Annotated in this window: 6 protein-coding genes and 1 pseudogene; all 7 read right to left on the reverse strand. The window is 60.2% G+C overall.

Annotation, left to right across the window (positions count from 1 at the left end):
- Positions 1–178 precede the first annotated feature (178 nt).
- Positions 179–1,795: a beta-galactosidase BglA gene (bglA, locus tag DY251_RS03980; RefSeq protein ID WP_116622571.1), complete on the reverse strand. Its 1,617-nt coding sequence runs from the start codon at positions 1,793–1,795 to the stop codon at positions 179–181.
- A complete protein-coding gene (gene glgX, locus DY251_RS03985) occupies positions 1,782–3,731 on the reverse strand; it encodes a glycogen debranching protein GlgX (protein ID WP_116622572.1) in 1,950 nt (649 codons plus the stop codon). The genes bglA and glgX overlap by 14 nt, the downstream gene beginning before the upstream one ends.
- 194 nt (positions 3,732–3,925) lie before the next feature.
- Positions 3,926–5,569 (reverse strand): alpha-D-glucose phosphate-specific phosphoglucomutase, encoded by a 1,644-nt coding sequence (locus tag DY251_RS21575; protein WP_170971315.1) that lies wholly within the window; start codon positions 5,567–5,569, stop codon positions 3,926–3,928.
- A gap of 15 nt (positions 5,570–5,584) precedes the next feature.
- A pseudogene (gene glgA, locus DY251_RS21580) lies at positions 5,585–7,018 on the reverse strand (glycogen synthase GlgA); the annotation flags it as partial.
- A 116-nt stretch (positions 7,019–7,134) separates the two neighbouring features.
- A complete protein-coding gene (gene glgC, locus DY251_RS03995) occupies positions 7,135–8,397 on the reverse strand; it encodes a glucose-1-phosphate adenylyltransferase (RefSeq protein ID WP_116622574.1) in 1,263 nt (420 codons plus the stop codon).
- A gap of 15 nt (positions 8,398–8,412) precedes the next feature.
- Complete coding sequence (gene glgB / locus DY251_RS04000; RefSeq protein ID WP_116622575.1) at positions 8,413–10,779, reverse strand: 1,4-alpha-glucan branching protein GlgB; 2,367 nt, start codon at positions 10,777–10,779, stop codon at positions 8,413–8,415.
- Positions 10,780–10,897: 118 nt separating this feature from the next.
- Positions 10,898–13,372, reverse strand: a complete 2,475-nt coding sequence (locus DY251_RS04005; RefSeq protein WP_116622576.1) for a glycogen/starch/alpha-glucan phosphorylase — start codon at positions 13,370–13,372, stop codon at positions 10,898–10,900.
- Positions 13,373–13,397 lie beyond the last annotated feature (25 nt).

The following is a 13,397-nucleotide window of genomic DNA, read 5'->3' on the forward strand; positions in this document are numbered from 1 at the left end:
CGGTGGATTTTTCCACTCGCCGTGGTTGCGAGACTAGCAGAGCATTCAACCAACACAACAGCGTGATGCAGTTGACGTCGCGTCATGTGGAAATGCGCGTTTTCGACGAAACGCCCGCCGTCCCTCATCCGGCCCTTCGGGCCGCCTTCTCCCCGTAAGCGGGGCGAAGGAAGACATGCTACTTCAACCCCGCGACCAAACTTCCAAGCGGGGGCAGCATAACCACGCCGCGGTCAACCCTGCCCGTCCCCGGCAACACCGCAGTGCCAACCTCCACCCCGCGCGGCAGTTTCCACTTCACGGGCTGTTCGGAGAAATTGAAAACGCTCAGCACCCGCCGGCCTTTGCTCTCGCGCACAAACGCCAGCACATCCCTGCCGCTATAGAGAAAGGCGAAGCCACCCTCAACCAACGCGCGTTCGGCCTTCCGCGCCGCCAATACGGCACGATAGTGCGCCAGCACCGAGCCACCGTCGCGCTCCTGCACATCGACTGCGCGCGCAGCAGATTCCGCCGACACCGGCAGCCATGTCACGCCGGTCGAAAACCCGGCATTCTTCTGCGCCGCTTCCCACACCATCGGCGTGCGGCATCCGTCCCTGCCTTTGAACCCCGGCCAGAACCGTATCCCATATGGATCGCGCAACTGCTCGAACGTCAGTTCCGCCTCCTCCATGCCAAGCTCCTCGCCTTCATACAGGCAGATCGAACCCGGCAAACAGGCCAGCAGCGAAATCGCGAACCGCGCGACGTCATCGCTGTTTTGCCCCGGCTTCACCCAGCGGCTGACATGCCGCTTTACGTCATGATTGGAAAACGCCCAGCACACCCAGCCATCGCGCACCTTGTCGAAAAAGCGCTCCACGCAGCCGCGAAAATGCGCGGGCGAAAACTCATCGCCCAGCATGTCGAACGTGTAGCACATGTGCAGCTTGTCGCCGCCTTCGGTATAGGCCGCGACCGTGTCCAGCGAGCGATCTTCGTCGCCCACTTCGCCCACCGAGGTCCGCTCTCCAAATGAATCCAGAAGCGCTCTGAATCGCCTGAGAAAGCTGACGTTTTCCGGCCTCGTCTTGTCGTACAGATGATGCTGCAGCAGATATGGATTTGACGGATTCAGCGCCTCGCGTTTGCGCTTCGGCAGCGGCGGATTCATCCGCAATTCCGCATCCTGAAAATAGTAGTTCACCGTGTCCAGCCGGAACCCGTCCACGCCTTTTTCCAGCCAGAACCGCACCGAATCCAGCAGCGCATCCTGCACTGCCGGATTGTGAAAATTCAGCGCGGGCTGCGAGACCAGAAAGTTATGCAGGTAATATTGCTTGCGCGTGGATTCCCATTCCCACGCCGAGCCGCCAAACACCGAAAGCCAGTTGTTCGGCGCCGTGCCATCGGGCTTTGCATTGGCCCACACAAACCAGTCCGCCCTGGCATTGGCGCGGCTCATCCGGCTTTCGACGAACCACGGATGCTTGTCGGACGTATGCGCCAGCACCTGATCGATAATGATCTTCAGCCCCAGCCGGTGCGCCTCGCTGACCATCCGCTCGAAATCGTCCATTGTCCCGAACATGGGATCGACCGCGCAATAATCCGACACGTCGTAGCCCATATCGGCCTGTGGCGATTTGAAGAACGGCGACAGCCAGATCGCGTCCACGCCCAGCGAGGCAATATATGGCAACCGCTCGATGATGCCCGGCAAATCGCCGATGCCATCGCCATTGCTGTCCTGAAACGAGCGTGGATAGACCTGATAAATCGCGCAGCCGCGCCACCAGTCACTTGCCGTCATCCGCCACCTCACGCAGGAAGGCCACCGACCTTCCCTCGACCAATTCGCCCGTCCCGACAACCGCCCGCCAGCGATAGCCATCACGCTCAGGCAGGCCGAAATTCACCTTGCGCCGGTCGCCATTCACCAGCACCGCCAGCCGTGCGCCGCCGGCGTTCAGCACCATGCAGAGCCTTCGCCTCGCCGGGTCTTCCCAGTCCGCAGTGCTCATGGCGTCGCCAGCCTCGGTCAACCATTCCACATCGCTGCCGGTCAGAAAATGCGTTTCGCCAAAAAGGGGGAAATCCGCCCTCGCCCCGCTGATCCGAAACGCATAACCTTCCAACTCCCGGTCGCGGCCCGCCCAATCCAGCCAGGTCAGTTCGTTGTCCTGACAATAGGCGTTGTTGTTGCCGTGCTGCGTGTGCCCGAATTCATCGCCCGCCGTTAGCATTATCGCGCCGCGCGAGGCAAACAGCGTCGCCAGCAGCGCCCGCAAGTCCCGCGCTCTCGCCGCCAGAATTTTGGCGTCGTCAGTGCCGCCTTCAACGCCGTTGTTCCACGAATAATTTTCGTCGTGGCCGTCGCGATTGTTTTCGCCATTGGCCTCGTTGTGCTTGCGCTCCACGCTCACCAGATCGGTCAGCGTCAACCCGTCATGCGCAGCAATGAAATTCACCGTGCGCGTGCTGTCCTGCCCGTCGCGTTGAAACACGTCCGACGAACCCGCCAGCGCTGTCGCCAGCGCGCCAACCATTGCGGCATCCCCCCGCCAGAACCGGCGGAAATCGTCACGCGCCCTGTCGTTCCATTCCAGAAACGGATCGCCGAAATTGCCAAGCTGATAGCCGTCGCGGCCAATGTCCCACGGCTCCGCGATCAGCACGCGGTCGCCCAGCAGCGGGTCGTCGCGCATCGCGCGCAGCAGCGCGGCCCGCGCGTCAAAGCCGTTGTCATCGCGTCCGAGAATGGGTGCGAGGTCGAACCTGAACCCATCCACACCCGCGTGGCGCACAAAGTGCCTCAGCGAATCCAGCACCAGCCGCTGCACCACCGGACGATCACACGCGACCGTATTGCCCGTGCCGGTGTCGTTCGCCAGCCTGCCGTCGCGGCTGCGATAATAAGTCTGCGCATCCAGCCCGCGCAGCGAAAGCGTCGGGCCGTGTATGTCGCTTTCGGCTGTATGGTTGAACACCAGATCGAGGATCACGCCGATGCCGGCCTTGTGCAGCGCGGCTACCGTTTCGCGCAGTTCCTTCACGCCGCCCGGACACAAACGCGGGTCCAGCGCCATAAACGAAACGGGGTTATACCCCCACGCATTGTGCAGTCCGAGCGGCGGCAAATGGCGCTCATCCATCCACGCCGTGATCGGCATGAGTTCCACCGCCGACACATGCAGCTTTTTCAAATGCTCTATGATCGCCGGATGCGCCAGCGCGCCAACCGTGCCGCGCACCCGTTCTGGAATATCCGGGTGCAGCTTGGTGAACGCCCGCATCTGCAATTCGTAGATCAGCCCGCCTGGATGAAAAAACGGAGTCGTTTGAATCGCTTCCGGCAATCGCCTCACAATTGCCTTTGGCAGCAGCGGCGCGGTGTCTATCCCGCTTCCGCGTGCCAGCGCGAGGTTTGGATCGTAGCTATAAGCACCGTCCAGTTCGACAGCATAAGGGTCGATCAGCAGCTTGTCGGGATCGAACCAGAGTCCCCGCAGCGGTGCATAATCTCCATCAGCTCGAAAACCATAGCGCTGTCCCTCACGAGCGCCCGCAACGAAAGCCGAAAACACGCCTTGCTCGCCGCGCAGCATTTCCACGCGCGCCTCGCTGCCCTTGGCATCAAACAGGCAGAGCCATATGGCTTTCGCCGTTCCCGACCACACGGCAAACAGCACCCCGCCGTCTTGAACGTTCGCGCCGAGGTCAACTTGCTTAAGCGTTTCGCCTTGCATCTCCCCTCATCCGCCTGCGCGCACCTTCTCCCTCAAGGAGAGAAGGGAGATTTGAGATGCGCTGGCTTTAATCTCCGGCGTTGCAAAAATCTCCGGCGTTGCAAAGCGTGAGGGGCCTTGCTGATATCCCCCTTCTCCCCTTGAGGGAGAAGGTGACGGCAGGCGGATGAAGGGTATTCTCGCACACGGTAATCTCAAGTAATCACCGTTGGCTTTTTGCGCCCGGTAAACTTCACGATTCCGGCAATTTCATCTGCGGCCTTGATCAAATCCGCAAGTGCCTTCTGCGTCTCGACATTCTGTTTCTTCGCATCGGGCTCATACCGCTCGAAATACACGCGCAATGTCGCGCCCGATGTACCCGTTCCCGACAACCGGAACACCACGCGCGAGCCGCCCTTGAACAGCACGCGGATGCCCTGATTTTTCGACACTGAGCCATCGACCGGATCGTGATAGGCAAAATCATCGGCTGCCTCGATGGTCATGCCCTGAACCTTTTTGCCGGGCAGCTTCGGCAGGCTTTCACGCAGCGCTTCGATCAGTGCATTCGCCTTGTCGCTCTCGACTTCCTCATAATCATGCCGCGAATAATAATTGCGGCCATATTCCTTCCAGTGTGCCTCAACGATGTCCTTCACGCTCTGCTTGCGCGCGGCCAGAATGTTGAGCCAGAACAGCACGGCCCAAAGCCCATCTTTTTCGCGCACATGGTCGGAGCCGGTGCCGAAGCTTTCCTCACCACAAATCGTCGCCATGCCCGCATCCAGCAAATTGCCGAAGAATTTCCAGCCGGTCGGCGTTTCATACATGCCGATGCCGAGCTTTTCGGCGACCCTGTCCGCCGCTGCACTTGTCGGCATGGAGCGCGCAATGCCTGCCAGCCCGCGCTTGTATCCCGGCGCCAAAGTCGCGTTCGCAGCAATCAGCGCGAGGCTGTCGGAAGGTGTCACGAACATGCCCTTGCCAACGATCATGTTGCGGTCGCCGTCGCCGTCGGAGGCCGCGCCGAAATCCGGCCCCTTTGCGCTCATCACATCGTCGTAGAGCTTTTTTGCGTGCACGAGGTTCGGGTCGGGATGATGCCCGCCAAAATCCGGCAGCGGGTGGAAATTGCGTGCCGTGCCTTTCGGCGCGCCCAGCATCCCTTCCAGAATTTCCTTCGCATAGGGACCGGTCACGGCGTGCATCGAGTCCATCGCCATGCGGAAGCCACCCTTGAACATCGCGCGGATGGCGTCGAAATCGAACAGGCTATTCATCAGTTCGGCATAGTCTTTCACAGGGTCGATGATCTCGACCACCATGCCGCCCACGTTGAAACTGCCAACCACGTCCAGATCAACCGCGCCAATCTCCGCGATCTTGTATTCGCTGATCGTCTTGCTGTTGGCGAAAATCGCGTCGGTTATCTTTTCGGGCGCTGGTCCGCCATTGCCGATATTGTACTTGATGCCGAAATCCTCATGCGGACCGCCGGGGTTGTGGCTGGCCGAAAGCACCAGTCCGCCGAATGCCTTGTATTTGCGAATGATGTTCGACGCGGCGGGCGTGGACAGAATGCCGCCCTGCCCCACCATCACCTTGCCGAAGCCGTTGGCCGCCGCCATCGCAATGGCCTTCTGGATAACCTCGCGGTTGAGGTAGCGGCCATCACCGCCGATCACCAGCGTCTTGCCTTCAAACCCATCCAGCGAATTGAAAACGGATTGGATGAAATTCTCCGCATAGTTCGGCTGCTCAAACACCGGCACTTTCTTGCGCAGGCCGGAGGTGCCCGGCTTCTGGTCGTCATACGGCTTGGTCTGAACTGTCTTGATAGTCGCTTGCGTGCTCATTTGCTGACCCGGCTTTCTGGCAAGAAGGTTGCTGTAAAGATCGGCGTATTTCTTGGCGCTGCGTGTCCACGAGACATCGCTTTTCATGCCCTGCTTCTGCAGCGATGCCCAGATCTGCGTGTCGCGATGCAACTCCACCGCCTGCTGCACGGCATTGAGCAGCGCGCGCGCGTCGGCAGCGTCATGCACAAATCCGGTCGCCACGCCCGCTGTAACCGCCGCCTCATTGGCATCAATCACGGTATCGGCAAGGCCGCCCGTGCGCGCCACCACCGGCACGCAACCATAGCGCAGCCCGTAAAGCTGCGTCAGGCCGCACGGCTCAAAACGCGACGGTATGAGAATGGCGTCGGCGCCGCCCTGCATCAGGTGCGAGAGTGCTTCGTCATAGCCGATCACCACGCCGATGCGCCCGCGGTGGCGTGCCGCGGCGGCCAGAAGCTGCCCCTCAAGTCCACTATCGCCGGAGCCCAGCACCGCCAGCCGTGCGCCCATCGCCACCAATGGGTCTGCGATCTCCACCAGCAGGTCCACGCCCTTCTGCCACGTCAGGCGGCTCACCACGCAGAAGATCGGCGTGTCGTCGTGCTCCAGCCCAAACCGCTCCTCTATTGCGGCGCGGTTCGCCGCGCGCTTGTCCAGCGCTTCCGCTTTGTATGACGCCGCAAGGTGCTTGTCGGTGGCCGGATTCCACACATCATCGTCGATGCCGTTCACGATGCCATAGAGGTCCGGCGCGCGTCTGTTGATCAGCCCGTCCAGCCCCATGCCGAATTCCGGCGTGCGAATTTCCTGCGCATAGGTCGGGCTGACAGTCGTCACCGCCCATGCCGATTGCAGCCCTGCTTTCAGGAACCCGACGCCGCCGTAATATTCGACGCCATCGACGGTCATCGCCTCGCCCGCAAGTCCAAGCCCGCCGAAAATGCCTGCGGGAAAGCGCCCCTGAAACGCGAGATTATGCACCGTCATAACGCTCGGCACATTGTTGGCAGGGCCGAAGCGCATATATGCAATTGTCAGCGCCGCTTGCCAATCATGCGCGTGGACGAGATCCGGCTTGAAGCCCGCCAGCTTGCCCTCGGCGATGTCCGCGCCCACCCTGCTCAACGCTGCAAAGCGCTGCCAGTTGTCGGGCCAGTCATTGCCGTTCGGATCGCCATAGGCACCGCCATTGCGGTCATAGAGATGCGGCGCGTCGATCACATACAGGTCCAGTCCCGCGATCTTCGTGGCGAGCAGCGCCGCCGGTCCACCGAACAGATTGTCGTAGTGGTAGACTGCTTCGGTGCTTTTCAGCGCCTTTATGACCACCGGATAGCCGGGCAGCAGCGAACGCATTTCGACGCCATGCTCCGCCAGCGCCAGCGGCAGCGCGCCTGCCACATCGGCCAACCCGCCGGTCTTGATCAACGGGTAAAGTTCAGAGGTTACAGATAGAACTTTCATGCAATACGTCTCAGTGCAAAATTTTTTGTCGAACTTCGCTGCCCCTCACCCTTACCCTCTCCCCCGAAAACAGTGAGAGGGTAAGGGTGAGGGGCAGCACGAGCGCACGTCCACATTCACCCTAACCGGCTGATCATTTCCTGCGTAATCAGCACAATTCCCTTTTCGCTCACGCGGAATCGCTTGGCATCGGCCTTTGCGTCCTCGCCGACAACCAGCCCTTCGGGAATGTGAACGCCCGAGTCTATCACGCAGCGCGTCAGCCTCACATTGCGGCCCACCGTGCAGTCGGGCAGCATCACCACCTCTTTCAGCTTGGTGAACGAGTTGATGCGCGCGCCGGTAAACACCAGACTCCGTTTCAACGAAGCGCCCGACACGATGCAATCGCCTGCAATCACTGACGACACGGCCATGCCGCGACGCCCATCCTCGTCATGCACGAATTTGGCCGGCGGCTTCAATTCGGCATAAGTCCAGATCGGCCAGTCGCGATCATAAATGTCGAGTTCGGGCGTCACATCCGTCAGGTCGATATTGGCTTCCCAATAGGCATCGATGGTTCCGACATCGCGCCAATAAGGCTCGGCCTCCATGGACGAGCGCACGCAGGATTGCGCAAAGCGATGCGCCACTGCTTTCCCGTGTTCCACAATGTAGGGAATGATGTCCTTGCCGAAGTCACGACTTGAATCCGGGTCAGATGCATCCTTGCGCAGCAGGTCCATCAAAAACTTGGTGCGGAACACATAAATGCCCATCGAGGCCAGCGCGAAATCCGGCTTGTCCGGAATTGCTGGCGGATCGGAAGGCTTCTCGACAAACGCAATGATCTTGTCGTTTTCATCGACATGCATCACGCCGAAACCCGTCGCTTCCATGCGCGGCACCACGAGGCAGCCCACCGTCACGTCGGCGTTCTGGTCAACGTGCTGACGCAGCATCAGCTCGTAATCCATCTTATAGATGTGGTCGCCCGCCAGAATGACCATGAATTCCGGGTTGTAGCTCTCGATAATATCCGTGTTCTGAAACACCGCGTCAGCCGTGCCCTCATACCATTGCGTTTCGGAAACGCGCTGTGAGGCGGGCAGAATATCAAAGCTTTCGTTACGCTCCGGCCGCATGAAGTTCCAGCCGCGTTGCAGGTGGCGGATCAGCGAATGCGCCTTGTATTGCGTGGCAACGCCGATGCGGCGAATACCCGAATTGATCGCGTTCGAAAGCGCGAAATCGATGATGCGCGTCTTGCCGCCAAAATGCACGGCGGGCTTGGCGCGTCGGTCCGTCAGTTCCTTGAGGCGACTGCCTCTTCCGCCCGCCAGCACATAGGCCATAGCTTCGCGCGCAAGCGGCTGCGTCCGTTTCAAATCAGCCATGAACTCCCTCCCCACTCATGATGGCACAACCTCCACCGTTTCGGCGTTCTCCTCCGTTGGCGAAACCGCCTCCGGCTCTTCCTCAACCAGTTCAAGCATCAGCGTGGCCAGCGGGGGCAAGCGCAATCTGGCGTGCGCCTTCCCGTCGGATGTCGCAAATGCTTCCACAACACCGTCATTCCCAACCCCGGTGCCGCCATACTCCGCAGCATCGGTGTTGATGATCTCGCGCCACTTTCCGGCCTTCGGCAATGGTAGCCCGTAATTGTTGCGAACGACCGGCGTGAAACTGGAAATCACCGCTACGGGATTTTCCCCCGGCGCGGTGCGCAGCCAGGCAAAAACCGAGTTTTCCTGATCGTCCACGATCAGCCACGTAAAGCCGTCCGGCTCGCAATCGCGTGCGTGCAGCGCGGGCCGCGAGCGATACGCATAGTTCAGGTCGCGCACCAGTTTGCGCATTCCTGCGTGTGGCGGGTGCGCCAGCAAATCCCAGTCGAGTGCGCGTGCTTCGCTCCATTCGCGGCGCTGGGCAAATTCCTGCCCCATGAACAGCAGCTTCTTGCCGGGATACCCCCACATGAAACCGTAATAGGCGCGCAAATTCGCGAATTTCTGCCAGTCATCGCCAGACATTTTGTGCAGTAGCGTGCCCTTGCCATGCACCACTTCGTCATGGCTCAGCGGCAGCACGAAGTTTTCCGAAAACGCATAGAGCAGGCCGAAGGTCAGATCGCTGTGGTGGAATTTCCGGTGGATAGGCTCACGCGCCATGTATTCCAGCGTGTCGTGCATGAACCCCATGTTCCACTTGAACCCGAAGCCCAGCCCGCCTTGGTCGGTCGGCTGCGAGACTTTCGGCCACGATGTCGATTCCTCGGCTATGGTCATCACGCCGGGATGCGTGCCGTAAAGCCGCGCATTCATCTCCTGCAGAAACTTAACGGCCTCCAGATTCTCGCGCCCGCCCTTTTCGTTGGGTATCCACTCGCCCTGCTTGCGCGAGTAGTCGAGGTAAAGCATTGACGCGACCGCATCCACGCGCAGCCCGTCGACATGGTATTTCTCGGCCCAGTACAGCGCGTTGTTGATGAGGAACGATAGCACCTCACGCCGCCCGAAATTATAGATCAGCGTGTTCCAGTCGGGGTGGAAGCCTTTGCGCGGGTCTTCGTGCTCATAAAGCGCGGTGCCGTCAAAACGCGCCAAACCAAACTCGTCCGTCGGGAAATGCGCAGGCACCCAGTCCAGAATTACGCCAACGCCCGCGCGATGCGCGCCATCCACGAAACGCGCGAAACCATCCGGGTCGCCGAAGCGTGCCGTCGGCGCGTAGAGCCCGGTCGTCTGATATCCCCATGACGGATCGAATGGATGCTCCGAGATCGGCAGGAACTCGATATGCGTAAAGCCCGTGTCCACCACATATGGAATGAGTTGTTCGGCCAGTTCATCCCAAGTCAGGAACGAACCATCCTCCTTGCGCTGCCACGAGCCGGCATGCACCTCATAAATTGAGATCGCGTCGCGTCGCGGCTGCGCCTTGCGCCAATATTCGCGATGCGCTTCGTCGCCCCACTCATGATGAAACGGCTCCGCCGTCACTGATGCCGTTTCGGGACGCAGTTCAGACTTGAACGCGAACGGATCGGCCTTCAGCGGCAGCACTGCGCCCTGCGCACCGATGATCTCGAATTTGTAGGTCCGCCCTGCGCCGATACCCGGCGCGAAAATTTCCCATATGCCGGTGTCCTGACGAAACCGCATCGGTAACCGCCGACCGTCCCAATCATTGAAATCGCCCACCACCGAAACGCGCTTGGCATTCGGTGCCCACACGGCGAAATGCACGCCGTCTGCGCCTTCGTGATGGATAAGATGTGCGCCGAGCTTGTCGAACAGCCTCAGATGCGAGCCCTCGGCAATGTAGTAATCATCCATCGGCCCCAGCACCGGCCCGAATGAATACGGGTCCAGCACCGACCATTCGCCGCCTTCATTGCGCGCCAGATAGCGCACCGGTTGGCGACGATCCACCGTCAGCGGCCCCTCGAAAAACCCTGCCTCGTTGCGCCTTTCGAGCGTTCCGATTTCACCGCCATCGAGGTCGTACACGGTCACGAAATCCGCGCCGGGAATGAAGCATCGCGCCACCATCCCCGCATCGGTTTCATGCACACCCAGCACGCCGAACGGATCGCCATGCGTGCCAGCGACAATTGCCTTTATCGCGCCCTCGCTGGCCCGCGCTGCCGGCAGCTTCTTCCTGGTAGACGCTGGCTTTGCCTTAACCGCCTTTTTCTTTGCGGATTCAGCAGGTTCGGTATCGGTCTTGGCACCCTTTGCCGGGGTGGATTTCGCAGCGCGACCAGCCTTTTTCATGCTCCGAACCCTCCCCACCGAAGGCCAGCTTGCGGATGAGCGGTAATTGACGCCGCCCGATGGGCCGGGTGGTGTGCAAATACGTCCATCCTGAATCTCCTCCCGGTTCTTCCACCCGTCAAACGCGAACGTTCCAGATCTCCCGCGCATATTCCCGAATGGTGCGGTCGGACGAGAACCATGCCATGCGCGCCACATTGTGGATTGCCTTGGTGTACCAGAGCGGACTGTCTGTCCACCACACATCCGCCTTGCGCTGCGTTGCCGCGTAGGAGTCGAAATCCGCCGCGACCATGAACCAGTCGGAATTGTAGATTCCGTCGATTAGCTCGCGATAGCGCCCCGGCTCATGCGGCGAAAACACACCGGACGAAATCGCTGAAAGCGCCTGCGAAAGTTCCGGCGAACTCTCGATCACGTCGCGCGGCTTGTAGCCATTGGCGCGCCGCTCGGCGACTTCCTGTGCGGTCAGGCCGAAAATCAGGATATTGTCCTCCCCGACATGTTCCTGCATTTCGACATTCGCGCCGTCGAGCGTACCGATGGTCAGCGCGCCGTTCAGCGCGAACTTCATATTGCCCGTGCCGGAGGCTTCCATGCCTGCCGTTGAAATCTGCTCCGACAAATCCGCCGCCGGCATCATGATCTCAGCCAGGCTGACATTGTAGTTCGGCATGAACGCAATCTTCAGCAGCCCGCGCACCGACGGGTCGCGGTTCACAACCTTCGCCACATCGTTGATCAGGCGGATGATAAGCTTGGCGTTGTAATAGCTCGGCGCTGCCTTGCCGCCGAAGAACTTAACGCGCGGCACCCAGTCCCGCTCGGGATGCGAGCGGATCTGGTCATAGAGCGCCACCGCTTCGATAATGTTCAGAAGCTGCCGCTTGTATTCATGGATGCGCTTGATCTGGATGTCGAACAGGGCCGACGGATCGACCTTCACGCCCAACCGTTCAGCCGCAACCTGCGCCAGCCGCTGCTTGTTGACCCGCTTCGCCGCCGCGAACTTTTCCACGAATGCTTTGTCGCTCGCGAACTTGTCGAGTTCCGCCAGCGCCTCGAAATCGTCAAGGAACCTGGCGCCAATGGCCTCGCGCACCAGCCCGGTCAGCCCCTCATTGCACTGGAACAGCCAGCGCCGGGGTGTAATGCCGTTCGTCTTGTTGTTGATGCGGTCGGGGTAAAGCTTGTGCAAATCAGCGAACACCGTTTCCTTCATCAGGTCGGTGTGCAGTGCCGAGACGCCATTAATGGAATGCGATCCCACAAACGCCAGATTGCCCATGCGCACGCGCCGCTCGCCATCTTCCTGAATCAGCGAAATCCGGCTGATCTGCCCGTCGTCGAAATTGCCCGTCGCGCGCGCTTCCAGCAGAATTTGCGCATTGATTTCATACACAAGCTGCATGTGGCGCGGCAGCAGCCTTTCAAAGAGCGGCACCGGCCAGCTTTCCAGCGCTTCCGGCAGCAGCGTGTGGTTGGTGTAAGCAAATGTCCGCTTGGTCATGTCCCAGGCTTCGTCGAACTCGATGCCGTGTACATCGATCAAAAGGCGCATCAATTCGACCACCGAAACAGCCGGGTGCGTATCGTTCAGATGGATTGCCGCCTTGTCAGGCAGTGAGCGCAGTTCGCCATATTGCGAGAGGTGCCGTTGCAAAATGTCTTGCAGCGAGGCCGACGAGAAGAAATATTCCTGCCGCAGCCGCAGTTCCTGCCCCGCCTTGTGCGAGTCCGCCGGGTACAGCACGCGCGAAAGCGCATCCGCCTTGTTGCTCTCTTCCAGCGCGCCCACATGGTCGCCCGCATTGAACTTGTCGAGCAGGATCGGATCGACCGGCATGGACGACCACAGTCTTAGCGTATTCACGCGATTGCCACGCCAGCCCACCACCGGTGTGTCATATGCCACCGCTAGCACGTGCTCCGATGGTTTCCACACATGGCGTTCCACCAGCCCATCTTGAACCTCAGCCGCCTCCACCGAACCGCCGAACCCAATCTCGAAGGACCGTTCGCGCCGTTCAAACTCCCACGGATTGCCATGGTCCAGCCACGTCTCCGGAAGCTCCACCTGCTGGCCGTCTGAAATCTCCTGCCGGAACATACCGTTTACGTAGCGAATGCCGTAGCCATGTGACGGCACACCCACTGTTGCCATGCTTTCCATGAAGCACGCGGCCAGCCGCCCAAGGCCACCATTGCCTAGCGCAGCGTCCGGCTCGAGTTGCGCAATCACGTCCAGATCGACGTCGAGCAGTTCCAGCGCTTCGCGTATTGTCTCCATCATGCCAAGATTGGAGAACGCATCACGCATCAGCCGACCGATCAGAAACTCCAGCGAAAGGTAGTAGACGCGCTTCGCTTGCGCCTCATAGGCCTGTTTGGTCGAATTGATCCAACGGTCCACAATTCGGTCGCGCACCGCTTTGATCGAGGCCGCCAGCCAGTCATACGAGGTCGCTACAGATGCGTCCTTGCCGACGCGATAGCGCAGGTCCTTCAGAATTTCGTCCGCCAGTTCGCGTGGCGTGACATCCAGCGGCATGGGGGCGACTACTTTGGCTTTGGACTTAATGGCAGATGTCATTCTGGCTCCGTTGACATTTGAACCC

The organism is Mesorhizobium denitrificans, from assembly GCF_003403035.1.
GTDB classification, from domain to species: Bacteria; Pseudomonadota; Alphaproteobacteria; order Rhizobiales; family Rhizobiaceae; genus Mesorhizobium_G; species Mesorhizobium_G denitrificans.

Excerpts from the sequence above, each read along its gene's own strand:
- bglA (WP_116622571.1), bottom strand. The coding sequence starts at position 1,795 with ATGACGGCAAGTGACTGGTGGCGCGGCTGCGCGATTTATCAGGTCTAT.
- glgC (WP_116622574.1), bottom strand. The coding sequence starts at position 8,397 with ATGGCTGATTTGAAACGGACGCAGCCGCTTGCGCGCGAAGCTATGGCC.
- glgX (WP_116622572.1), bottom strand. The coding sequence starts at position 3,731 with ATGCAAGGCGAAACGCTTAAGCAAGTTGACCTCGGCGCGAACGTTCAA.
- DY251_RS04005 (WP_116622576.1), bottom strand. The coding sequence starts at position 13,372 with ATGACATCTGCCATTAAGTCCAAAGCCAAAGTAGTCGCCCCCATGCCG.
- glgB (WP_116622575.1), bottom strand. The coding sequence starts at position 10,779 with ATGAAAAAGGCTGGTCGCGCTGCGAAATCCACCCCGGCAAAGGGTGCC.
- DY251_RS21575 (WP_170971315.1), bottom strand. The coding sequence starts at position 5,569 with ATGAGCACGCAAGCGACTATCAAGACAGTTCAGACCAAGCCGTATGAC.